Consider the following 21,210-nt stretch of genomic DNA (forward strand, 5'->3'; position numbering starts at 1 on the left):
CGACCCGGGTTTGGCCGGCCATGTCGTCCGGGCGGCCCGGTGTTTGCCCCTATAATCGAGAGTGACGGGCCTCCTCGCATGGGGAAGCGGCCAACCGGGTCAGGTGGGGAACCAAGCAGCCCTAACCGTGAAACCAGTGCCGAGGGCAAGGCTCGTCACCTTCATTGAACAGCAGGCCCTGCGGGCGCCTGCCCCGTCCAGGCCCGCTGCGGCACCCTCTCTCCCTTAACGCTCTGCGCCATCCACCTTGAGATAGCGCGCAACGCCTTGCGCCGCCTGCAGGCCGCTGGCCATGCACGCCGTCAGCAGGTAGCCGCCCGTGGGAGCCTCCCAGTCCAGCATCTCGCCGGCGCAGAAAACGCCAGGAGCGGCTGCGCACATGCCGTTGGCGTCCAGAGCTTCCAGCCGCACGCCGCCTGCCGTGCTGATCGCCTCGTCAATGGGTCGGGCCGCCACCACGGTGATGGGCAGGGCCTTGATGGCATGGGCCAGCCGCACAGGGTCGGCCACACCTTCCTTGCCCAGCACCTCATGCAGCACGGCGGCCTTGATGCCGTCCAGGCCCAGGCGCCCCTTCAGATGGCTGGCCAGGCTGCGCGAGCCGCGCGGATGGCGCACTTCCACCAGCACGCGCTCGGGCGTCAACTGGGGCAGCAGGTCGAGATGGACGGTGGCCTGCCCGTCGCGCGCAATGGCTTCGCGCAGCGCCGCAGAGACGGCATAGATCAGGCTGCCTTCCACGCCCGTGGTCGTGGCAATGAATTCGCCCTTGCGCGAGAAAACATGGCCTTTGCCATCATCAAAGGACAGCGCCACAGACTTGAACGGCTGGCCCGCAAAGCGCTCTGTGAAATAAGGACTCCAGCCGCGCGCAGGCTGGGGGCTGGCGCCCAGCAGCTCGGCCATGAACTCCCGGCGATCGATCTGTCCGCCCGAAGCCGCGCCATCCAGACCCACATCGAACCCGCAGTTGGAAGGCTTCAACGCAGCGACTTCAACACCGCGCTGCTCCAGCAAGGGCAGCCAGGCGCCATCCGAGCCCAGGCGCGCCCAGCTGCCACCGCCCAATGCCAGCACCACGGCCCTTGCCCGCACCTGCAGCCGCCCTTCGGGTGTATCAAAGCCCAGCGCATCGCCGTCTTGCCAGCCCACCCAGCGGTGGCGCGTGTGCAGCACCACGCCCTGGGTCTGCAGACGCACCAGCCAGGCACGCAGCAAGGGCGCAGCCTTCATGTCCTTGGGGAATACGCGGCCCGAGCTGCCCACAAAGGTTTCCACGCCCAGTTCACCGGCCCAGGCACGCAGTTGATCCGGCGACAGCAGCTCCAGCCAGCGCGACACCTCGGCACTGCGCTCGCCGTAGCGGGAGACAAAGGCGGGCAGGTTTTCGGAATGGGTCAGGTTGAGCCCGCCCTTGCCGGCCATGAGGAACTTGCGCCCAGCGGAGGACTTGGCCTCGAACACATGGACATCCAGCCCCTTGCCGGCCAGCCCTTCGGCCGCCATCAGGCCCGCAGGCCCCGCACCGATCACCGCCACATCGCAGTCCATCGTGCGCGCTGCCGCACCGGGTTCAAAAGCATCCATCACATCAGTTTCCATTCCATGCTCGCATTCAACTTGGCGCTGCCGGCCGGCACATATGCCTGCAGCGCGGGCGCGCAGAATACCCTGCCGCAGGCCGGTCTGCGCGCAGGCGCCACTAATTCCCGGAGTCCCGGCAACCCTGTCGCCACCCCATAAACAGCTATGACAGTCATAGCATTGAGCTACCGCCCATACGGTGCAGCAGGTGATAGGTTTCTGTCACAATCTTTTTGCGGTGCGGATTTTCCTGCGCCTTCCTCATTGCGAAAAATCAAGGACTCCACCCATGGCCAGCGAACTGATCAAACACATCTCCGACGCAAGCTTTGAAGCCGACGTCTTGCAGCCTGGCACTACGGTGCTGGTCGATTACTGGGCCGAATGGTGCGGCCCCTGCAAGATGATCGCCCCCATCCTCGACGAAGCAGCGCAGACCTACAAGGAAAAGCTGTCCATCGCCAAGATGAATGTGGACGAGAACCGCGAGATCCCCGCCAAGTTCGGCATCCGCGGCATCCCCACGCTGATGCTGTTCAAGGATGGCCAGCTGGCCGCCACCAAGGTGGGCGCCCTCAACAAGGCACAGCTGTCCGCTTTCCTGGAACAGCACCTGGCCTGATTCCCCCGACGGCCCCGCACACGGGGCCGTCACAGATCGGGCCGGCGTTGGCCGCAGCACCGCATCGCCCTGGCGCATAAACGAGGCGCCAGCGCAAATTTCCCTGTGACCTTCGGATTTTTTCCTGTCATAATGCCCTTCATCACCGGCCTTATGCATTGAAGGCCGCGCTGAGACCCTCAGGCAAGCCAGCCCACTTCCACAGTGTTTCGCTTGGCTCAACGCCTTCCCCTGGTTTCTTTCCACTCCGTTCTGGAGTCACTCCATGCACCTTAATGAACTCAAGGCACTGCACGTGTCTGAAGTCCTGAAGCAGGCCGAAGCGCTTGAGATCGAAAACGTCGGTCGCATGCGCAAGCAAGAGTTGATGTTCGCCATCATCAAAAAGCGAGCCAAGGCAGGCGAACAAGTGTTCGCCGACGGCGTGCTGGAAATCCTGCCGGACGGTTTCGGCTTTCTGCGCAGCCCCGACACCAGCTATACGGCCAGCACCGACGACATCTACATCTCGCCCAGCCAGGTCCGCCGCTTCAACCTGCACACCGGCGACATGATCGAAGGTGAAGTGCGCACGCCCAAGGATGGCGAGCGCTACTTCGCACTGACCAAGCTCGACTCCGTCAACGGCGGCTCGCCCGAGCAGAACAAGCACAAGGTGCTGTTCGAGAATCTGACCCCCCTGTTCCCCACCCAGCAGCTGCGCCTGGAGCGCGAGATCAAGGGTGAGGAGAACATCACCGGCCGCATCATCGACATCATCGCCCCCATCGGCCGCGGCCAGCGCGCGCTGATCGTCGCACCGCCCAAGAGCGGCAAGACCATGATGATGCAGAGCATCGCCCATTCCATCACGGCCAACCATCCCGACGTGCACCTGATGGTGCTGCTGGTCGATGAGCGCCCCGAAGAAGTGACCGAGATGCAGCGCTCGGTCAAGGGCGAAATCATCGCCTCCACCTTCGACGAGCCCGCCACGCGCCACGTGCACGTGGCCGAGATGGTGATCGAGCGCGCCAAGCGCCTGGTCGAGCTCAAGAAGGACGTGGTCATCCTGCTGGACTCCATCACCCGCCTGGCCCGCGCCTACAACAACGTCGTGCCCTCGTCGGGCAAGGTGCTGTCGGGCGGCGTGGACTCCAACGCCCTGCAGCGTCCCAAGCGCTTCTTCGGCGCGGCACGCAATGTGGAAGAAGGCGGCTCGCTGACCATCATCGCCACGGCCCTGGTCGATACCGGCAGCCGCATGGACGAAGTGATCTTCGAAGAGTTCAAGGGCACGGGCAACAGCGAACTGGCCCTGAACCGCCGCCTCTACGAGAAGCGCGTGTTCCCCGCCATCGAACTCAACAAGAGCGGCACACGCCGCGAAGAACTGCTGCTGGCTCCCGAGATCCTGCAAAAGACCCGCATCCTGCGCCAGTTCATGTACAACATGGACGAGATCGAGGCCATGGAGCTGATGATCAAGAACATGCGGGCCACGAAGACCAACGTGGACTTCTTCGACATGATGCGCCGCGGCGGTTGATCGCAGAGATCCAGCCCACGGCCCCTACAGACGCCTCGCTCACGCGGGGCGTTTTGCGTTCCAGCCGCCCGTCTCACCACGCTGCGGCAGACGTGCCCAGCGCACAGGCCGCGCGCTCCCAATGCATGGGCGCACCCGCCACCTCCACCGGCGCCCGCAGGCGCCGCGCCGCGCCCCAGGAGGTCGCCTCGATCGCCGCGCTGAAATCCTCGGCACCGTTCACCGGCGCCAGCGGGCAGGCATCCGGGTCGCCTACGCCATGTCCCGCCAGAAGATGGGCCGTGCGCGCCAACGAGGCGCGCACCGTGCTGCCGCCCTGCCCCTGCATGCGCCGCACCAGCGCCATCACCACGGCGGCAGCCATCAGATAGCCGGTGGCGTGGTCCAGCGCCTGCAGCGGCAGCGGCGTGGGTCGGTCACGGCCCAGCCGGTGCATGCCTGCATCGGCAATGCCGGCGCTCATCTGCACCAGGCTGTCGAAGCCGCGCCGCTGCTGCCAGGGCCCGCTCCATCCATAGGCGTTGAGCGACACATCGATGAGTGAGGGATTCAGCCGACGGCGCCACGCGGCCCCGAATCCCAGCCCCTCCAGCGCACCGTCCCGGTAACCGTGGACCAGCACGTCGGCGCCGGCCAGAAGTTGCTCGAACACGGCACGATCCTGGGGCGCCCGCAGGTCCAGCCGGGCGCAGCGCTTGCCCAGCGTGACTTCCGGCACCGTACCCGGCTCCTCCCAACCGGGCGGATCGATGCGCAGCACCTCGGCACCATGACCCGCAAGCCAGCGCGTGGCGGCGGGACCGGCCAGGATGCGCGTCAGATCCAGCACGCGCAGCCCCTGCAGCGGCCGCTGCGCCGATGGCTGCCACGCACCAGCACTGAAAGGCTGACCCGGCTGCGGATGCGCCTGCCACGCCAGCAAAGGCTCCTGCTGCACAGCCTGCCCCTGCGGATGCGCAGCCCAGGCAGCCAGCCCGCGCATGGCGGCGGCACAGCCACCCTGCGCGACAACGGCCGACTCCAACTCATGCGCCGTCCAGCGCCTGACCGCCGTCGCCACAGCCTCCCGGTCGGCCGGTGCGCCGAGCACGGCCAGCGCCGCTGCGCGGTGGTGGGGCGCATTGGTATGCAGGCGGATCCAGCCATCGGCCGTGCGGTAGTCACCGGCCACGGCGTCCCACAGCGCGGGCATCTCCCAGCCCAGTGGATGCAGGCTGCTGCCAAACCACAGGGACGCGAGCCTGCGGTCCACCACCACCTGCGGCGCGGCAGCGCCGCATTGGGCCACCAGCTCGGAGATGGCAAGGCCTGCCACACCCAGGCTGGCCGCCGCCAGATCGGAGACCGGAAACACCGAGGTCAAGGCGCCTTGCCCGCGCATCTCCAGACGGTGCAGCGCGCCCTGGGCACCTTCCAGTGCCGCCCAGATCTGGGCGGCGCAGTGATCAAAAGCGGAAGAGGTCGGAAGACTGGACATGGAGCACTCCTGGCAACGGAAACAAGGGTTGGAACCCGCACCATAGATTTCCAGAAAATATTGTCAATATTGATTAGATAAATCAACATATCATCACACCCATGCCCGACTACCTGAACTCGACCGAAGCCACCGCACTGCTGGGCGTGAGCCGCGCCACGCTGTATGCCTATGTCAGCCGAGGACTGCTGCACGCCCATGCGGCAGACACGCCGCGCGAAAGCCGCTACCTGCGCGAAGAGGTCGAGCAGCTCGCGCGCCAGCGCGGCCAGGGCCGCAAACCCCGCGAAGTCGCCCAGGCCGCGCTCAACTGGGGCCTGCCGGTGCTGGAGTCATCGATCACGCTGATAGAACAGGGCCGCCTCTACTACCGTGGCGAGGACGCCGTGGACTGGGCACGCTCGCACACGCTGGAAGAGACCGCCGCCCTGCTCTGGCAATACCCGGCCGATGCCGCCTTCGCCGCACACGCCGTGGAGTCCGCCCCTGTGTTGCCCGACCTGCAGCAGCGCATGGCCGGCCAGCCTTGCGAAAACACATTGCTGGCCCTGTTCACCGTCGCCAGCGATGACGCGGCCACTGCCGCATGGCAGCAATCGCCAGAGCGGCTGGCAGCAGGCTGCGGAGCGCTCCTGCGCCTGCTGGCGGCCTGCCTGCTGGGCACGGCGCCGGACAAGACCCCCATCCACCTGCAATGCGCCCAGGCCTGGGCGCTGGACGCACAAGGCGCCGACCTGGTGCGCATGGCCCTGGTGCTGTGCGCCGACCATGAACTCAACGCCTCCGGCTTCACGGCGCGCTGCGTGGCATCCACGGGCGCCAGCCTGCGGGCGGCCGTGGTAGGAGGCCTTGCCGCCCTGACGGGCGGGCGCCACGGCGGCACGACCGCGCGCGTCGAGGCGCTCTGGGACGAGCTGGGCGAGGCGCAGGCCCCGGCACGCCTGCGCCAGCGCCTGGCGCGCGGCGAGACCCTGCCCGGCTTCGGCCACCACCTCTACCCCGAAGGCGATGTGCGCGCCGCCCTCCTGCTGGAAATGCTGCCCAGGCAGGGACCGGCGGCGGCCCTGGCGGCCGAAGTGATGGCACTCACTGGCCTGGCCCCTTCGGTCGATTTCGCATTGGTGGCACTGCGGCGGCACCTGCAGTTGCCGGCGGACAGCGCCTTCGGGCTGTTCGCGCTGGGCCGCTGCGCAGGCTGGCTGGCACAGGCGCTGGAGCAGCGCGCCACACGGCAGATCATTCGGCCACGCGCGGCGTACACGGGCCCCAGGCCCGCCGGCTTGGCACGCAACTGAGCACTATGCGATAATGCAGGGCTTTTTCTTGCGGAAAGTACGCTTGATTTGAACCGCTACAAAGGTTGCAGCGGGTCAGGCACGGCTACCGCACTTGCATCAGAAGGAAAGATCATGAAAGAAGGCATCCACCCCAACTACCGCGAAGTTCTGTTCGTGGACCTGTCCAACGGCTTCAAGTTCGTGACCCGCTCGTGCGTGAACACGAAGGAAACCGACACCTTCGAAGGCAAGGACTACCCCCTGTTCAAGCTGGACACCTCGTCCGAGTCGCACCCGTTCTACACCGGCACGCAAAAGTCGGTGGACAACATGGGCGGCCGTGTGGAGCGCTTCCGCAACCGTTTCGGCAAGAAGTAAATCCTGCTTCTCCGGCCAGAAGGGCAGCACGGGCAACCGCGCTGCCCTTTTGTTTTTCGCAGTCCGGCCAATCCATGGCGGCCAGGCATGCCCCATTCTTTTCGAGGCCCTTGCTTCGCGTATTCTTGCGCCCTCCGTTGCAGAAAGTCCTGTGAGTGAACCAGCCCACCCCTGCCATCGTTGCCCAAAGCGCCGTGCGCCGCCTGCCCCGCTGGTCGCTGCTGCTGCTGTGCCTGGCCTATGTCGTGCCCGGATATGTGGGGCGCAGCCCCTGGCGCATGGCCGACATGGAGGCCTTCGGCTACATGCGGGAGCTGGCCCTGGGCCATACCTCGTGGCTGGCACCGCGCATGGCGGGCCTGCTGCCCGAATCCGAGGGCCTGCTGTCGTACTGGCTTGGCGCGCTGGCCATGCAGGGAGCGCCTTCCTGGCTGCATCTGGAGATGGCGGCACGCCTGCCCTTCATCGCCATGCTGGTGCTCACGCTGACGGCCACCTGGTGGGGCGTGTACTACCTGGCGCGCACGCCGGGCGCGCGCCCCGTGGCCTTTGCCTTCGGTGGCGAGGCACAGCCCACCGACTATGCGCGCGCCATGGCCGATGGCGGCCTGCTGGCCCTCGTGGCCTGCCTGGGCCTGGCCCAGCTTTCCCATGAAACCACCAGCTACATGACCCAGCTCGGCTGCGCGGCCCTGCTGTTCTTTGCCGCCGCAGCCATGCCCTACCACGGCCGCACCGCCATGCTGGCGCTGCTGCTGGGCCTGCCGGGCCTGGCGCTGAGCGGCGCGCCGACCGTGGCCACGCTGTTCGGCCTGGGTGGTGCGACCATGGCGTTTTTCTCGCGCACCTGGGGTGACGAGCCCTCGCCCGCGCCGCGCGAGGCACGCATCTGGACAGCGCTGTGGCTGGGCGTCACGCTGCTGGCGGCTGCACTGTCCTTGTGGCTGGACCAATGGGCCTGGCGCCTTGTGGACAGCGGCACCGCCAAGGAATGGCAAAGCCTGGTCAGGCTGCTGCTGTGGTTCAGCTGGCCGGCCTGGCCGCTGGCCATGTGGACCCTGTGGGTCTGGCGCCGCCAGATCGCCGCGCCTCGCCGCTATCCCCATCTGGCGCTGCCGCTGTGGTTTGCCGTCATTCCGGTGATCGCTTCGCTGAGCACGCTGCCTGCGGACCGCGCCCTGCTGCTGGGCCTGCCCGCCATCGCCACGCTGGCAGCCTTTGCCCTGCCGACGCTGCGCCGCAGCATCAGCGCCTTGATCGACTGGTTCACCCTGCTGTTCTTCAGTGCCGCCGCCATTGCCATCTGGGTGATCTGGCTCTCGCTGCAGACCGGCATTCCCGCCAAGCCGGCCGCCAATGTGGCCAGGCTGGCTCCGCAGTTCACGCCGGAATTCTCGGTGTTCTCCTTCGCCGTGGCGGTTGCCGCCACCTTGGCCTGGTGCGTGCTCGTCGCCTGGCGCACATCGCGCAACCGCGCCGCCATCTGGAAGAGCCTGGTGCTGCCGGCCAGCGGCGCCACGCTGGGCTGGCTGCTGCTGATGACGCTGTGGCTGCCGCTGCTGGACCACGCGCGCAGCTTCGAGCCGCAGATGCGACAGGTGCTGGCCGAACTGCCCAAGGACGGCAGCTGCGTGCAAACCTATGGCCTGCCCCGCGCCCACATTGCGGCGCTGCGCTACTACGGCGACATCGACACCCAACGCCTGAGCATGGCCGGCGCCGCCCGCTGCGACTGGATGGTGGCCGAGGAAGAAACCTGGCTGGACCCGCACAGCGCGCGCCTGCAGGGCACCTGGGAAACCGTGGCCCGCGTGGTGCGCCCCACCGATCGCAAGGACTTCCTGCTGGTCTTGAAGCGCAGGCCCGAGGCGAGCCGCGCCCAGGCCAGGCCATGAGCCAGCCCGCGCGCGCGCCACTGGGCACCGAACGGCGCACCATCGCCCAGCACGCGCTGACCGTGCTGGCCGGGCAGCTGGCGGTGATGGCCTTCGGCGTGACCGACACCATCGTGGCGGGCCGCTACGCCGAAGAAGCGCTGGCAGCGCTGTCCGTGGGCTCGGCCATCTTCGTGAGTGTCTATGTCTCGCTGATGGGCATCTTCCAGGCCCTGCTGCCGCTGTGGGCCGAGCATCGCGGTGCCGGACAGCCCGAGGCCATAGGCCGCACGCTGCGCCAGGCCATGTACATGCTGCTGGCCGCCTGCGCCCTGGGCATGGGCGTGCTGCTGTTTCCCGATGCGCTGCTGCGCTGGGCCGATGTGCCGCCACCGCTGCAGGTGGAGGTGCGGGCCTATCTTTCGGTGCTGGCCTGGAGCCTTCCGGCCGCGCTGCTGTTTCGCATCTACAGCACACTGAACCAGGCGCTGGGCCACCCCCTGCTGGTGACCTGGCTGCAGCTGCTGTCGCTGCTGCTGAAAATCCCCCTGTCGATCTGGCTGGCCTTTGGCGGCGCCGGCCTGCCTGCGCTGGGCGCCGAGGGCTGTGCCTGGGCCACGCTGGTGGTGAACTACGCCATGGTCGCCCTCGCATTCGTGCTGATGCGCAGCCAGAGTCTGTATGCGCCCCTGGCGCTGTGGCAGCGCATGGAGCCCCCGAACTGGCCGCAACTGGCGCAGTTCGCTCGACTGGGCGTTCCTGCAGGGCTGGCAATTTTGGTGGAGGTGACCTCGTTCACGCTGATGGCCTTGTTCGTGGCGCGCCAGGGCACGCTGTCCTCGGCCAGCCACCAGATTGCTGCCAATCTTGCGGCGCTGTGCTACATGGTGCCCCTGTCGCTGGCGATTGCCACCAGCGCGCGGATCAGCTACTGGCGCGGCGCGGGGGACGAGGCCATGGCGCGCCGCCTTGTCACCATGGGCTGGCGGCTTGCGGCAACGGGTGGACTGGTGCTGGCCTCGGCACTGTTCCTGTCCCGCGAGGGCCTGGCCCGCATCTACAGCAGCAACCCCGAGGTGGTGGCCACTACCGCCAGCCTGCTGGCCTGGGTGGCTGCCTACCATGTGGCCGACGCCGTGCAGACCTTCTGCCTCTTCGTGCTGCGCTGCTACCGCATCACCGTGGCGCCGCTGGTCATCTACTGCCTGCTGCTGTGGGGCGGCGGACTGGCCGGCGGATACTGGCTGGCCTACGGCACGGACAGCGCCCTGCCCGCCTGGCTGCACCATGGCACGCCCGCCCCGTTCTGGGCCAGCAGTGCCTGTGCGCTGCTGGTGACGGCCCTGGTGTTCAGCGCCATCGTGCGCAAAGCCACAAGCCGCTGAACGGCAACGGCCGTTCACACGGGGACACGCCTATGCGGCGCGGCTTTCGCGGGCCTCGCCGACTTCGCGTGTGCCTGGGGCCGCGATGCGGACGCGGCTGGCCGGAAAGGTCACGGAAAACTCCGACCCCTGGCCCGGCGCGCTGGTGATGCCCAGTTTGGCGCCATGGCGCTGCAGCACATGCTTGACGATGGCCAGGCCCAGGCCCGTGCCGCCGGTATCGCGCGAACGGCTGCGGTCCACACGGTAAAAGCGTTCTGTCAGACGAGCCAGGTGCTTGGGTTCGATGCCTGGCCCGGAGTCCTGCACGGCAAAGCGTGCCGATCCATCAGGCAGGCTCTCCCAGGTCACCTCGATGCGCCCGCCTGCCGGCGTGTAGCGCATGGCGTTGGCCAGCAGGTTGGAGAAAGCGCTTTGCAGCTCGGCGCTGGCGCCGGCCACCTCACCGGCCTGCGCCAGCATCTCGGCCGACGGAAAGCTCAGCGCATGCGGCAGGGATTGCTTGCGCGTGAGCATGGAAGACAGGCCGCGCGCCTCGTTCTCGCAGCGCTGCATCAGCTGGGCCACGGGCACCCATTCGTTGCTGCTGGGCAAGGGGCTGCCCTCCAGGCGCGACAGCGCCAGCAGGTCTTCCACCAGATGCTGCATGCGCTCGGCCTGCTGGGCCATCAGTCCCAGGTAGCGGTTGCGCTCCTCGGGCTCCAGCGGCAGGTTCTGCAGCGTCTCCACAAAGCCCACGAGCACGGTCAGCGGCGTGCGGATTTCATGCGAGACATTGGCCACGAAGTCGCGGCGCATGGCCTCGGCCTGCTCCACCGCGGTGACATCGCGCGCCAGCAGCAGCTTGCGCCCTTCGCCATAGCCATACAGCTGCACCGACAGCTTGACGGGCCGCGAGGCCGTGCTTTCGCGGCCCTGCATGACCAGGTCGCGTGAGAAATCCTGGGTGGCGAAATAGGCGCTGAACTCGGGGTCGCGCACCAGGTTGCCAATGCTTTGCAGCAGGTCGCGTTCGGCATCGAAGCCGAACTGCCGCGCCGCGATCTGGTTGCACCATTCGATGCGACCATCGGCGTCCAGCAGGACCACGCCATTGGGGCTGGCCTGCAAGGCGGAAAGAATGTCGTTGAGGCGCTGATCGCCCTGCTGCACCTGCTGCACGCTCTGGCGCAGCCACCGGCGCATGCGCACGCTGGCTTCCCCCCAGATGCCGCTGAGCTCGGGCGCCTCCCGCAGCTCCGACTGGCGCAGCCAGGACAGCAGGCGCATGGCGTTCCAGCTGTCCACCAGCCACCAGATCCAGCCCGCGCACAGCGCCCCCGTCAGGGCCGCCACGGCCTGGGCGGCCATGCCGGGGCTGGAGGCGGACATGACGCCCCAGAGCCACCAGCCCAGCAATGCGCCCGCGATCTGGGACGCCAACAAGCGAAAACCTCGCCAACCCATACTTGCGCCTTCTTTGCGTTGTATTCGCTGCCTGGGGCAGCGGCGCCCTGGCATGGCCCGTGAAGGCCATGCGTGGATTCATGCGGAAAAAACGGCCTCAGGCCAGCGCCTGCGCGCTGAGCCGGTAGCCGGCGCCGCGTACCGTCTCGATCAATGCCCCGGCCATGCCCAGCGCCTCGCGCAGCCGCTTGACGTGCACGTCCACCGTGCGCTCCTCGATGAAGACGTGATCGCCCCAGACCTTGTCCAGCAACTGGGCACGGCTGTGCACGCGCTCGGGGTGCTTCATCAGGTAGTGCAGCAGCTTGAACTCGGTGGGGCCCACCTTGATCATGTCGCCCTGCCAGCTCACGCGGTGCGCGGCGGCATCGAGCACCAGCTCGCCGATATTGACCTTGTCCTGAATCTGCTCGGGCGCACGGCGCCGCAGCACGGCACGGATGCGCGCGAGCAGCTCCTGGGTCGAGAAGGGCTTGGTGATGTAGTCATCGGCGCCCGCATCGAGCCCCGCCACCTTGTCGGGTTCATCGCCGCGCGCCGTGAGCATCAGAATGGGCACGGCCTTGGTGCGGCTGTCCGCGCGCCATTTGCGCGCCAGGGACAGGCCGCTGGCGCCGGGCAGCATCCAGTCAAGCAGGATCACGTCGGGCAGCACGGCATCCAGCTCGCGCTGAGCCGTCACGCCATCCTCGGCCCAGACCGGCTGGAAGCCGTTGTGCCGCAGGTTGACAGCGATCAGCTCCGCGATGGCGGGCTCGTCCTCGACGATGAGGACCATGGGCATCTTCTTCATCCGTTGTTCGCCTCCGGCACTTACAGCACTGCCGACTCAATGGCATCCATGGTCTGGTGACGGACATCCTTGCCCTCCACCAGATAGATGATCAGCTCGGCCACATTCTTGGAATGGTCGCCGATGCGCTCGATGGCCTTGGCCAGGAACAGCAGGTCCAGGCTGGCCGAGATGGTGCGCGGGTCTTCCATCATGTAGGTGATGAGCTTGCGCACGAAGCCGTCGAACTCCTGGTCGATCAGATCATCTTCCTTGAGGATGGCCACGGCAGCCTTGGTGTCCAGGCGTGCAAAGGCGTCCAGCGTCTTGCGCAGCAGGCCCGAGGCCATCTCGGCCGCCGTGCGCAGGTCGCCCGTGGGCAGGGAGCGCGCAGCACCGCTTTCGATGATGGACTTGACCATGCGCGCCATCTTGTGCGCTTCATCACCCATGCGCTCCAGATTGGCCGTGGCCTTGGAGAAGGCGATCAGCAGGCGCAGGTCGCGCGCCGTGGGCTGGCGCCGGGCGATGATGGACGAGAGCTCGTGGTCGATCTCCACTTCCATGGCGTTGACGCGCTTTTCCGCGGCATCGACCTGCTCCACGGCCTCGATGCTGAAGCGCGACAGCGCATAGACCGCCTGGCGGATCTGGGACTCGACCAGGCCGCCGAGCTCCATGACGCGCGCAGAGACGCGGTTGAGTTCGCTGTCGAACTGGCTGGAAAGGTGTTTTTCGTTCATCGATTGCTCCTGCTCAGCCGAAGCGGCCTGTGATGTAGTCTTCCGTTTCCTTGCGCTGGGGCTTGAAGAACATCTGCTCGGTGTCTCCGAATTCCACCAGATCGCCCAGGTACATGTAGGCCGTGTAGTCGCTGCAGCGCGCTGCCTGCTGCATGTTGTGCGTCACGATGACGACGGTGTAGTCGTTCTTCAGCTCGGCAATCAGCTCCTCGATCTTGGCCGTGGAGATCGGGTCCAGGGCCGAGCAGGGCTCGTCGAGCAGCAGCACTTCGGGCTTGATGGCAATGCCGCGCGCGATGCACAGGCGCTGCTGCTGGCCGCCGGACAGGCCCGAGCCGCTTTGCTGCAGCTTGTCCTTGACCTCGCCCCACAGGGCCGCCTTGCGCAGTGCCCATTCCACACGGTCGTCCATGTCGGAGGAGCTGAGGTTTTCAAACAGCTTCACGCCGAAGGCGATGTTGTCGTAGATGGACATGGGAAACGGCGTGGGCTTCTGGAAGACCATGCCCACCTTGGCGCGGATCAGCGCCACGTCCTGCTTGCTGGTCAGCAGGTTCTCGCCGTCCAGCATGATCTGGCCTTCGGCGCGCTGCTCGGGGTACAGCTCGAACATGCGGTTGAAGGTGCGCAGCAGCGTGGACTTGCCACAGCCCGACGGGCCGATGAAGGCCGTGACCTTCTTTTCGGGGATGTCCAGGTTGATGCCCTTGAGGGCGTGGAACTTGCCGTAGTAGAAGTTCAGGTCGCGAACCGTCAGCTTGGAGGAGTTCAGCGCGGTGGAAGAGGTCGCAGTCATTGCGTGATCCTTGTCCTTGTTGATTGCTTATTGCTGCATTACTTCTGGCGGGTCAGGAACCGCGCCAGGATATTGAGACCGAGCACCGCCACGGTGATCAGGAACACGCCGGCCCAGGCCAGTTGCTGCCAATTCTCGTAAGGGCTCATCGCGAACTTGAAGATCGTCACCGGCAGGCTGGCCATGGGCTTGGACAGGTCGGCATTCCAGAACTGGTTGTTCAGCGCCGTGAACAGCAGCGGAGCGGTTTCCCCGGCAATGCGGGCCACGGCCAGCAGCACGCCGGTGATCACGCCGGCACGCGCTGCACGCAGCGTCACCATGATGATGACCTTCCACTTGGGCGTGCCCAGTGCATAGGCCGCTTCGCGCAGACTGGCAGGCACCAGCACCAGCATGTTCTCGGTGGTGCGGATGACCACGGGAATCACGATCAGCGCCAGCGCCACCACACCCGCATAGCCGGAAAAGCTCTTGAAGCGCGCCACGACCACGGTGTAGACGAACAGGCCGATCACGATAGAAGGTGCCGACAGCAGGATGTCGTTGACGAAGCGCGTGGTATTGGCCAGCCAGCCGCGCGCATCGTATTCGGCCAGGTAGACACCGGCCATCACGCCGATGGGCGTGCCGACGAAGGTGGCCAGGGCCACCATGATCAGCGAGCCGAAGATGGCGTTGGCAATGCCGCCCGCCTCATTGGGCGGAGGCGTCATTTCGCTGAACAGCGCCAGGCTCAGGCCGCCGATACCCAGCGTGATGGTTTCCCACAGGATCCAGACCAGCCAGAACACGCCGAAGGCCATGGCAGCCAGCGACAGGGTCAGCGCCACCTGGTTCACGCGCTTGCGCTTGGCGTACTTGGCCTGACGCACGCGCGTCAGTTCGGCGGCATTGATCATCTTGGTGGAGGTGCTGCTCACGAGCGGGCTCCTTCATTCTTCTGCAGACGGTTGAGCAGCACCTTGGAGCAGGCCAGCACCACGAAGGTGATGAAGAACAGCACCAGGCCCAGATAGATCAGCGAAGCCTGGTGCAGGCCTTCGCCCGCTTCGGCAAACTCGTTGGCCAGCGCCGAGGTGATGCTGTTGGCAGCCTCGAAGACCGACAGAGAGTTGAGCTGGTTCATGTTGCCGATCACGAAGGTGACGGCCATGGTCTCGCCCAGCGCACGGCCCAGACCCAGCATCACGCCACCGAGCACGCCGGTCTTGGTGTAGGGCAGCACGACCTTCCAGACCACTTCCCAGGTCGTGGAGCCCAGGCCGTAGGCCGACTCCTTGAGCAGGGCCGGCGTGACTTCGAACACATCGCGCATCACCGAGGCGATGAAGGGGATGATCATGATGGCCAGGATGATGCCGGCCGACAGGATGCCGATGCCCACGGGCGGGCCGGACACGAAGGCTTCCAGATAAGGAACGCCCTGAAACAGCTTTTGCAGCGGCTGCTGCACATAGGTGGAGAGCACGGGACCGAAGACCATCAGGCCCCACATGCCGTAGACGATGGAAGGCACGGCAGCCAGCAGCTCGACGGCGGTGCCCAGCGGGCGCTTGAGCCAGGCGGGCGACAGCTCGGTGAGGAACAGGGCGATGCCAAAGCTCACGGGCACCGCAATCAGCAACGCGATGGCCGAAGTGGCCAGCGTGCCGTAAATCATGACCAGGCCGCCATATTCGTTGCGAACGGGGTCCCAGACGCTGCGGCCCAGAAAGCTCAGGCCGTATTCATAGATGGCGGGCCAGGCGCCGACCAGCAGCGAAGCCAGGATGGCCAGCAGCAGGCCCAGCGTCAGCAGCGCGGCCAGACGCGCGAGAGCGCCAAACAAGCGATCCGCCACGCGCCCCGACAGCATCGGGGGGCGTAGCGGAGAAGGTGTGCGTCGCTGGGAAGCCTGTGCAGAGGCGGCCAGCGAGTTCGAGGGCGACGTTGTGGACACGTGAGGCGCCTTTATTCGCGGTTTGTGGGGAGATCAGGGGGGCCATGATGCACCTGCCGGCGGTGCGCCACGGCCCCTTTTCAGGGTTTACTTCAGGGAAATCGCGGTGCCCGAGGCGTCCTTGACTTGACCCCAGGATTGGAAGATCACGTTCTTGACGGCGTCAGGCATGGGCACGTAGTCCAGGTCGGTGGCGGTCTTGTCGCCGGACTTGTAGGCCCACTCGAAGAACTTCAGCGAGGCAGCGGCCTGTGCGGGCTTGTCCTGGGCCTTGTGCATGATGATGAACGTGGCCGAGGTGATGGGCCATGCGTCCTTGCCGGGCTGGTTCGTCAGGATCTGGTAGAAGCTCTTGGCCCAGTCGGCACCGGCGGCAGCGGCCTTGAAGGTGGCGTCGTCGGGCGACACGAAGGCGCCGCCAGCGGTCTGCAGCTGCGTGTAGGTCAGCTTGTTTTGCTTGACATAGGCGTACTCGACGTAGCCGATGGAGTTGGGCAGGCGGCCCACGAAGGCGGCCACGCCTTCATTGCCCTTGCCGCCGGCACCCGTGGGCCAGTTCACGGCCTTGCCTTCGCCAACCTTTTCCTTCCACTCGGCATTGACCTTGGACAGGTAGTTCGTGAAGCCGAAGGTGGTGCCCGAGCCGTCAGCACGGCGCACGGGAGCGATCGTGGCGTCAGGCAGGTTCACGCCGGGGTTCAGTGCCTTGATGGCCTCGTCGTTCCACTTGGTGATCTTGCCCAGGTAGATGTCGCCCAGCACCTGGCCGGTCAGCTTGAGCTGGCCGGGCTGGATGCCCTTGATGTTGACCACGGGCACGATGCCGCCGATCACGGTGGGGAATTGCACCAGGCCCTTCTTGGCCAGTTCGTCGTCCTTGAGCGGCTCGTCCGAAGCACCGAAGTCCACGGTCTTGGCTTCGATCTGCTTGATGCCGGCGCTGGAGCCCACGGACTGGTAGTTGATCTTCACGCCGGTGGCCTTGTGGTAATCGGCGGCCCACTTCGAGTACAGCGGCGCAGGGAAGCTGGCGCCGGCGCCGGTGGCTTCCTGCTGGGCCAGGGCCTGGCCCATACCGCCCGCAGACAGAGCACCAGCCACCAGAATGTGAATCACAGACAACTTCATGTACAGACCTCTTAGGGGTTGAAAGATGCGATGGCTGGACTGTAAGAAGGCTTTGTGACATTGATATGACACGAAGAAAAGGCGTCACAAATGCTGGGCCATAGTCTGTAAGACCCAGGTCATCGCGGTGTCACAATTCCGTCTTAGTCTTGTGCCTCGCACGAGCCGGCACCAGACAAGCGCAGCCCCGCCACCCGGCACCGCTGCGCACTCCTGCTCGACGAATCTTGATTGGCGTTTCTTTCATGGCACCAGAATCCCTGCTCGCCGCCGTTGACCTCGGATCCAACAGCTTTCGCCTGGAAATAGGCCGCGTCGGCAGCCACCAGCGCATAGAGCGCGTGGAATATCTCAAGGAGACCGTGCGCCAGGGCAATGGGCTCAACGAGCACCATGAGCTGACCGACGAGGCCATGCAACGCGGCTGGGACTGCCTGGCACGCTTTGGCGAGCGACTGGCCGGCTTTCCTGCCGACCAGGTCCGCGCCGTGGCCACGCAAACCCTGCGGGAGGCCCGCAACCGCGATGTCTTCATCGCACGCGGCAGCGCCCTGCTGGGCTTTCCCATCGAGGTCATCTCGGGCGAGGAAGAGGCCCGGCTGATCTATCGCGGCGTCTCCAGCCTGTTGCCGCCCTCGCAGCAGCGGCGCCTGGTGGTGGACATTGGCGGCCGCTCGACCGAAGTCATCATCGGCCAGCATGGCGAAGCGCGCCAGGTGGCCTCCTACCCCATAGGCAGCGTCGCCTGGAGCACGCAGTTCTTTGGCGAAGGCACGCTGTCGCGCGCACATTTCTCGGCCGCCATCAAGGCCGCGCAGGCGGCCCTCACCCAGACCGTCTCGGCCTACCCGGCCACTGCATGGGACTGCGCCTATGCCTCGTCGGGCACGGCCAACGCCGTGGGCGACATCCTGGCTGCCAACGGATATTCCGGCGGGCTGATCACTCCCGACAGCCTGCGCTGGCTGCATGAGCAGCTGATGGAGGCCGGCCATGTGGACCGCATCCGGCTGGCCGGACTCAAGGAAGACCGCCGCGCCGTCATCGCCGGAGGCCTGAGCATCCTGATTGCGGCCCTGGGCCTGCTGGGCATCAATGAACTGGAAGTCGCCCAGGGCGCGCTGCGCCAGGGCGTTTTGCACGACCTGCTGGAGCACGAGCCCCCCGCCGACCGCGAGGCAGCCGAAATTGCCGCGCTGCAGCAGGACTTCGGCATTGACGCCCCGCATGCGCTGCGCGTGCGCAAGGTGGCACGCTGGGCCTGGCAATCGCTGCACGCGCAACAACCGCCCGATGCCCTGTCCACGCATGCACTGGATACGGCCGCCAGCCTGCACGAGATCGGCATGCGCATCTCCCTGAGCGCCTACCACCGGCACGGCGCCTACATCACCGAGCACTGCGGTGCCGCGACATGGCCTGTGGAGCTGCGCGCGCGCATCACCCAGCTCGTGCTCGGCCACCAGGGCAAGCTGCGCAAGCTGGAAGCCGCCATCGAGGACCAGGCCGTGGCCTGGCCCCTGCTGGCACTGCGGCTGGCCGTCCAGCTGTGCCATGCCCGGCGAGACCCCGATCTGCAGGGCATTCGCCTGCATCGCTCGGACAGCGTCTTTCACCTGACCGTGCCGGAAGGCTGGGCCAAAAGCTATCCCCAGTCCGCCCAGCTGCTGCGCACCGAGGCCGTGGCCTGGCAGAAGACGCCCTGGACCTTGCAGCTGCATCTGCACTGAGCACGGCCACCCGCTTCGGCTTGCGCCGGGATGGCGCGGGGGGGGGCCGGCCGTGACGCAGCTCAGACCTGGGGGCCGTAGCGCTCCATCAAGGCGCGCTGCGCACCCAGGCCCGTGGTCGGATAGGGTGCACGCTGGTAGGCACCATTGGCCTCCAGGGTCCAGGCATCGCGGTTGTCATACAGGCCAGCGACCAGGCATTCGTCTATCACCTGCTGGCGCAGCACGGGGTCGCGCACGGGCCAGGCCAGTTCCACCCGGCGCATCATGTTGCGGTTCATCCAGTCGGCGCTGGACAGCAGCAGCTCCTGCTGCTTGCCCCAGGCAAAGTAGAAGACGCGCGAGTGCTCCAGGAAACGGCCGATGATGGAGCGCACGCGGATGTTGTCGGTCCAGCCCTTGCGCTGCGGCGGCAGCATGCAGGCACTGCGCACGATGAGATCGATGCACGCGCCCTGCTGGCCGGCACGCACCAGGGCCTGCATGAGCAGCTCGTCGGTCAGCGCATTCATCTTGAGCACGATGCGCGCCTCTTCGCCGCGCTGCGCCGCCTCGCCCACCTGGTTGATCAGCGCCAGCATGCGGTCGTGCAGCTGGAACGGCGCAATCACCAGCTGGTGCAGCTTGGGCAGGCGATTGTGGCTGGACAGGTGGCTGAATACGGCATCCATGTCGGCCGTGATCTGCGCATCGCAGGTCAGCTGGCTGATGTCCGTGTACAGGCGCGCCGTGCGCACGTTGTAATTGCCGGTGGACAGGTGTCCATAGCGCTTGAGCTGCCCGCTGCGCTTTTCGCGGCGCGTGATCAGCAGCATCTTGGCGTGCGTCTTCAGGCCCAGCACGCCGTAGACCACCTGGGCGCCCAGGGCCTCCAGCTTCTCGGCGGAGTTGATGTTGGCCTCTTCGTCAAAGCGGGCCTTGAGCTCCAGCACGGCCAGCACCTCCTTGCCGCGGCGCACGGCCTCGGCCAGCAACTGCATGATTTCGGAGTCGGACCCGGTGCGGTAGATGGTCTGCTTGATGGCCAGCACCTCGGGGTCGTTGACGGCCTCGCGCAGCAGCTCCAGCACGCCGTCGAAGCTCTCGAAAGGCTGGTGGATCAGCACATCACGCTTGCGGATCTGGGCCATCACCGAGCGGCCCGGCTGCAGCTGGCGCGGCCATGCCGGCCGCCACGGCGGGAACAGCAGCGCGGGGTCATCGACCAGATCGACCAGCTGCGACTGGCGCACCAGGTTCACGGGCCCCTTGACGCGGAACAGTGCCTCGGTCGGCAGGCCGAACTGGCCCAGCAACAGGTCGGACAACATGGGCGAGCAGGCAAAGGACACCTCCAGCCGCACGGCCTGGCCGTAGTGGCGGTGGTGCAGACCCTGGCGCAGCGCCATGCGCAGGTCGCTGACATCGTCCTCATCCACCGCCAGGTCCGAATGGCGCGTGACACGGAATTGCGCGAACTCCGCCACCTCACGCCCCGGGAACAGCTCGACCAGATGGGCGCGCACGATGCTGGAGATGCTCACGAACAGGCGCTGCTTGCCCGCGATCTTCTCCGGCAGGCGCACCAGGCGAGGCAAGGCGCGCGGGACCTTGACGATGGCCACCTCGTTGGCGCGGCCAAAGGCATCGACACCCTTGAGGCGCACGATGAAGTTCAGCGCCTTGTTGGCCACCTGGGGAAATGGATGGGATGGGTCCAGGCCCACCGGCATGAGCAGGGGCTGGACTTCGCGCAGAAAGTATTCGCGCACCCATTTGCGCTGGGCGCTGCTGCGCTCGCCATGGGAGACCACGCGTATGCCCTGCCCCGCAAAGGCAGGAATCAGCGATTGGTTGTACAGCGTGTACTGGCGCAATACCAGCTCATGCGCCTTGTCCATCAGCGAGCGAAAGCTCTGCAGCGTATACAGGCCCTTGGCGTCGCCGGCCTTGGCCGCCGTCACATGGGGGGCGCAGCGCACCTCGAACCATTCGTCGAGATTGGAAGAGACGATGCACAGGTAGCGCAGCCGCTCCAGCAGCGGCACATCCTCGCGCACAGCCCAGTCCAGCACGCGTTCGTTGAACGCCAGGATGCAATGGTCGCGGTCCAGAAACTGTTGTTGCTGCTGCTGTTGCTGTTGCTGTTGCACTTCACCGCTTTCGGCTGTGGCGTACAGGCCAGTGTATGCCGCGGCGGCCAGCCCCGCAGCAGAGACCGGGGCAGACGCTGGCATCGCCTGGCCCTGCAATTCCAGCAGGGCGGTGGAAAGGCTTTTGGCCAGGGGCATCATCGGGACATTCAAGGGTGCAGAGACGGGTATGGACGCTGTCTCGCGGGCCATGCCCAGCGAGGCCGGCCCTGCGGGCATGGTGCGCAGCCCCTGTTCATGTTCTGGTTCGGCAGGCGCGGCAGAGGCGCTGGCGGGAATCGGCGTGAATGTCTGGGGCATGGATGCAGGGGCCCGGCCTGTGCAGGACCCGGTAGTCACCCCGTGGGCCGGGGATTCGGGCAGTCTGCCCCGGGTTTGTGACATGTTCATGACATA

General features: G+C 66.4%; 17 protein-coding genes and 1 other RNA gene. 8 read left to right on the forward strand and 10 right to left on the reverse strand.

The window, feature by feature from the left end; translation table 11 throughout:
- Positions 1-63: 63 nt before the first annotated feature.
- Positions 64-160: signal recognition particle sRNA small type (gene ffs / locus INR38_RS14415), an RNA gene on the forward strand.
- Positions 161-225: 65 nt separating this feature from the next.
- On the opposite strand, the gene INR38_RS14420 is transcribed toward ffs, so the two are convergent.
- Positions 226-1,602: a TIGR03862 family flavoprotein gene (locus INR38_RS14420; protein WP_043818992.1), complete on the reverse strand. Its 1,377-nt coding sequence runs from the start codon at positions 1,600-1,602 to the stop codon at positions 226-228.
- 271 nt (positions 1,603-1,873) lie between these two features.
- Between INR38_RS14420 and trxA the strand changes: the two genes are divergently transcribed.
- The gene (gene trxA / locus INR38_RS14425) at positions 1,874-2,206 is read left to right on the forward strand and encodes a thioredoxin TrxA (RefSeq protein ID WP_012206704.1); all 333 of its coding nucleotides are present in this window, start codon (positions 1,874-1,876) and stop codon (positions 2,204-2,206) included.
- Positions 2,207-2,471: 265 nt separating this feature from the next.
- A complete protein-coding gene (gene rho / locus INR38_RS14430) occupies positions 2,472-3,734 on the forward strand; it encodes a transcription termination factor Rho (RefSeq protein WP_012206705.1) in 1,263 nt (420 codons plus the stop codon).
- 73 nt (positions 3,735-3,807) lie between these two features.
- Here rho and INR38_RS14435 read toward each other — a convergent pair whose 3' ends face one another.
- Positions 3,808-5,211 carry a CoA transferase gene (locus INR38_RS14435; RefSeq protein WP_099750754.1) on the reverse strand — a complete coding sequence of 468 codons (1,404 nt, stop codon included), beginning with the start codon at positions 5,209-5,211 and terminating at the stop codon, positions 3,808-3,810.
- Positions 5,212-5,312: 101 nt separating this feature from the next.
- Between INR38_RS14435 and INR38_RS14440 the strand changes: the two genes are divergently transcribed.
- The 4 genes from INR38_RS14440 (at position 5,313) to INR38_RS14455 (ending at position 10,125) form a co-directional block, all read left to right on the forward strand.
- The gene (locus INR38_RS14440; RefSeq protein ID WP_207442373.1) at positions 5,313-6,506 is read left to right on the forward strand and encodes a citrate synthase family protein; all 1,194 of its coding nucleotides are present in this window, start codon (positions 5,313-5,315) and stop codon (positions 6,504-6,506) included.
- A 114-nt stretch (positions 6,507-6,620) separates the two neighbouring features.
- Positions 6,621-6,866: a type B 50S ribosomal protein L31 gene (locus tag INR38_RS14445; protein WP_013801474.1), complete on the forward strand. Its 246-nt coding sequence runs from the start codon at positions 6,621-6,623 to the stop codon at positions 6,864-6,866.
- 155 nt (positions 6,867-7,021) lie between these two features.
- Positions 7,022-8,761: a hypothetical protein gene (locus INR38_RS14450; protein ID WP_099750753.1), complete on the forward strand. Its 1,740-nt coding sequence runs from the start codon at positions 7,022-7,024 to the stop codon at positions 8,759-8,761.
- Positions 8,758-10,125 carry an MATE family efflux transporter gene (locus tag INR38_RS14455; RefSeq protein WP_063325284.1) on the forward strand — a complete coding sequence of 456 codons (1,368 nt, stop codon included), beginning with the start codon at positions 8,758-8,760 and terminating at the stop codon, positions 10,123-10,125. Before INR38_RS14450 ends, INR38_RS14455 begins: the two co-directional genes overlap by 4 nt.
- Before the next feature lie 30 nt (positions 10,126-10,155).
- On the opposite strand, the gene phoR is transcribed toward INR38_RS14455, so the two are convergent.
- From phoR to pstS, 7 genes are all read right to left on the reverse strand, one after another.
- Positions 10,156-11,550 carry a phosphate regulon sensor histidine kinase PhoR gene (gene phoR, locus INR38_RS14460; protein ID WP_012206711.1) on the reverse strand — a complete coding sequence of 465 codons (1,395 nt, stop codon included), beginning with the start codon at positions 11,548-11,550 and terminating at the stop codon, positions 10,156-10,158.
- Between the two features lie 118 nt (positions 11,551-11,668).
- On the reverse strand, positions 11,669-12,364 hold the full coding sequence (gene phoB / locus INR38_RS14465) for a phosphate regulon transcriptional regulator PhoB (RefSeq protein WP_012206712.1): 696 nt from the start codon (positions 12,362-12,364) through the stop codon (positions 11,669-11,671).
- A 20-nt stretch (positions 12,365-12,384) separates the two neighbouring features.
- Complete coding sequence (phoU, locus tag INR38_RS14470; RefSeq protein WP_012206713.1) at positions 12,385-13,086, reverse strand: phosphate signaling complex protein PhoU; 702 nt, start codon at positions 13,084-13,086, stop codon at positions 12,385-12,387.
- A 13-nt stretch (positions 13,087-13,099) separates the two neighbouring features.
- Positions 13,100-13,882, reverse strand: coding sequence for a phosphate ABC transporter ATP-binding protein PstB (pstB, locus tag INR38_RS14475; protein ID WP_012206714.1), 783 nt, complete (start codon positions 13,880-13,882; stop codon positions 13,100-13,102).
- 38 nt (positions 13,883-13,920) lie between these two features.
- Positions 13,921-14,784: a phosphate ABC transporter permease PstA gene (gene pstA, locus INR38_RS14480; RefSeq protein ID WP_034398840.1), complete on the reverse strand. Its 864-nt coding sequence runs from the start codon at positions 14,782-14,784 to the stop codon at positions 13,921-13,923.
- A gap of 17 nt (positions 14,785-14,801) precedes the next feature.
- Entirely contained in the window at positions 14,802-15,740 is a 939-nt protein-coding gene (pstC, locus tag INR38_RS14485) for a phosphate ABC transporter permease subunit PstC (RefSeq protein ID WP_012206716.1), read from the reverse strand.
- Positions 15,741-15,911: 171 nt separating this feature from the next.
- A complete protein-coding gene (pstS, locus tag INR38_RS14490; protein WP_207442371.1) occupies positions 15,912-16,952 on the reverse strand; it encodes a phosphate ABC transporter substrate-binding protein PstS in 1,041 nt (346 codons plus the stop codon).
- Between the two features lie 245 nt (positions 16,953-17,197).
- Between pstS and INR38_RS14495 the strand changes: the two genes are divergently transcribed.
- Positions 17,198-18,682 (forward strand): Ppx/GppA phosphatase family protein, encoded by a 1,485-nt coding sequence (locus INR38_RS14495; RefSeq protein WP_013801470.1) that lies wholly within the window; start codon positions 17,198-17,200, stop codon positions 18,680-18,682.
- A 62-nt stretch (positions 18,683-18,744) separates the two neighbouring features.
- Here INR38_RS14495 and ppk1 read toward each other — a convergent pair whose 3' ends face one another.
- Positions 18,745-21,204, reverse strand: a complete 2,460-nt coding sequence (ppk1, locus tag INR38_RS14500) for a polyphosphate kinase 1 (RefSeq protein WP_207442369.1) — start codon at positions 21,202-21,204, stop codon at positions 18,745-18,747.
- Positions 21,205-21,210: the final 6 nt, after the last annotated feature.

The organism is Delftia sp. SD018, assembly GCF_017355445.1.
In the GTDB taxonomy this organism is placed as follows: Bacteria; Pseudomonadota; Gammaproteobacteria; order Burkholderiales; family Burkholderiaceae_C; genus Comamonas; species Comamonas acidovorans.

Bases quoted from the DNA above. Each gene is read 5' to 3' on its own strand.
- pstB (WP_012206714.1), bottom strand. From the start codon at position 13,882: ATGACTGCGACCTCTTCCACCGCGCTGAACTCCTCCAAGCTGACGGTT.
- rho (WP_012206705.1), top strand. From the start codon at position 2,472: ATGCACCTTAATGAACTCAAGGCACTGCACGTGTCTGAAGTCCTGAAG.
- INR38_RS14455 (WP_063325284.1), top strand. From the start codon at position 8,758: ATGAGCCAGCCCGCGCGCGCGCCACTGGGCACCGAACGGCGCACCATC.
- pstC (WP_012206716.1), bottom strand. From the start codon at position 15,740: ATGCTGTCGGGGCGCGTGGCGGATCGCTTGTTTGGCGCTCTCGCGCGT.
- pstA (WP_034398840.1), bottom strand. From the start codon at position 14,784: ATGATCAATGCCGCCGAACTGACGCGCGTGCGTCAGGCCAAGTACGCC.
- phoB (WP_012206712.1), bottom strand. From the start codon at position 12,364: ATGAAGAAGATGCCCATGGTCCTCATCGTCGAGGACGAGCCCGCCATC.
- INR38_RS14420 (WP_043818992.1), bottom strand. From the start codon at position 1,602: ATGGAAACTGATGTGATGGATGCTTTTGAACCCGGTGCGGCAGCGCGC.
- phoU (WP_012206713.1), bottom strand. From the start codon at position 13,086: ATGAACGAAAAACACCTTTCCAGCCAGTTCGACAGCGAACTCAACCGC.
- ppk1 (WP_207442369.1), bottom strand. From the start codon at position 21,204: ATGAACATGTCACAAACCCGGGGCAGACTGCCCGAATCCCCGGCCCAC.
- INR38_RS14445 (WP_013801474.1), top strand. From the start codon at position 6,621: ATGAAAGAAGGCATCCACCCCAACTACCGCGAAGTTCTGTTCGTGGAC.
- pstS (WP_207442371.1), bottom strand. From the start codon at position 16,952: ATGAAGTTGTCTGTGATTCACATTCTGGTGGCTGGTGCTCTGTCTGCG.
- trxA (WP_012206704.1), top strand. From the start codon at position 1,874: ATGGCCAGCGAACTGATCAAACACATCTCCGACGCAAGCTTTGAAGCC.
- INR38_RS14435 (WP_099750754.1), bottom strand. From the start codon at position 5,211: ATGTCCAGTCTTCCGACCTCTTCCGCTTTTGATCACTGCGCCGCCCAG.
- INR38_RS14495 (WP_013801470.1), top strand. From the start codon at position 17,198: ATGGCACCAGAATCCCTGCTCGCCGCCGTTGACCTCGGATCCAACAGC.
- INR38_RS14440 (WP_207442373.1), top strand. From the start codon at position 5,313: ATGCCCGACTACCTGAACTCGACCGAAGCCACCGCACTGCTGGGCGTG.